Origin of the sequence: Nocardia sp. NPDC058658, assembly GCF_042716665.1 — a bacterium.
Taxonomy (GTDB): domain Bacteria; phylum Actinomycetota; class Actinomycetes; order Mycobacteriales; family Mycobacteriaceae; genus Nocardia.
The window spans coordinates 1-1,403 of sequence record NZ_JBHXRR010000058.1; the positions used below are offsets into that span (position 1 = coordinate 1).

The following is a 1,403-nucleotide window of genomic DNA, read 5'->3' on the forward strand; positions in this document are numbered from 1 at the left end:
GCTCACTAGGGCACCATCCTTTCCGCAGCCCTAACAGTTAGGGTTGTGACCTCTCGGTCTCGGCGGGTGCATGGCCTGTAGCGCGAGCCACTCGATGGCCAGCATGAGTTCCGCCAGCCCCGCCGGGCCGAGGGCCGCCGACCGGCATCAGGAACACGCCCGTTCGAGGGCCGATTAGTGAGCTCCCGGCAGCGGCCCTCATCTCCGAAGAGGTCCCCGATCGACCTCGAAGGAGACCTCTGTTGTTCGTCGGTTGGGACTGGGGAAACAGCGCCCATGACATGTGCGTGATCGATCCCGCTGGTAGCCGGCTCGACCGGGCGACCGTCCCCCATACCGAAGACGGCATCGCGCGTGCGTTGGCGAAGCTGGCCTGTCACGGCGACCCCGCCGATCTGCCGGTAGCGATCGAAACCACCCGCGGCCTGGTCGTGGACCGGCTGCTCGCCGCCGGACACCCGGTAATCGCGGTGCACCCCAACGCTTTCCACGCAGCCCGCCCCCGATGGGGCGCCGCCCGAGCCAAGAACGACCCCGGAGACGCGTTCAAACTGGCCGACTACGCCCGCACCGACATCCACCGCCTGCCCCGATTGGCACCCACCCTGCCCGAAACTCTGGAGCTGCAAGCGTTGACCCGTCAACGTGATGACCACCTCGGGTTGCGTATCGCGGCGGTCAACCAGCTCGCCGCGCTGCTCGACCAGCACTGGCCCGGCGGGAAAACTGTTTTCGCGCAACTTCATTCGGCGATCGCACTGGACTTCCTGGACCGTTACCCGAGCCCCCAGGCCGCTGCCACGCTCACCGGAGCCCGGATCGAGGCGTTCTGCAAACGGCGTGGCTATTCCGGTCGCCGCACCGGCGCCGAACTGCTCGCACGCCTGCGTGAGGCCCCGGTCGCGGCCAGCCGCCTCGGTGAACCGGTCACCACGACGTTGATCCGCGCCCAGGTCGCCACCGTGCGAGCACTGCAAGCCGGCATCGACGCACTCGACAAGACCATCGCTGCCGCCGTCGAAACCCACCCTTACGCCAGGTTGTTCGCTGACCTGCCCCGTATCGGGGTACTCAACCTGGCCCAGATCATCGGCGAGGTCGGCCCGATCCTCGAACGCGCCACCGGTTTCGAGCAAGTGGCCGCCGAGACCGGCGTCGCGCCGGTCACCCGCGCGTCCGGGAAAACCCACACCGTGGCGTTCCGCCATGCCACCAACCACCGCGCGCGCCAAGCCCTGCACATGTGGTTCGACAACAGTCGTCGCGCCGATCCGTGGGCCGGGCAACGCTACGCCGATGCCCGCGCTCGCGGGCAACGACACCCACACGCCCTGCGCACCCTGGGTCGGTCTTGGCTGCGGATCATCTGGGCGTGCTGGCGCACTGAAACCGCTTACAACCCT

At 68.1% G+C, this 1,403-nt stretch carries 1 protein-coding gene; it reads left to right on the plus strand.

Annotated features, from left to right (window positions below; translation table 11 throughout):
* Window positions 1-242 precede the first annotated feature (242 nt).
* Window positions 243-1,403, plus strand: a 1,161-nt coding sequence (locus ACFWUP_RS31330; RefSeq protein WP_379239603.1) for an IS110 family transposase, incomplete at its 3' end; no start/stop codon positions are given.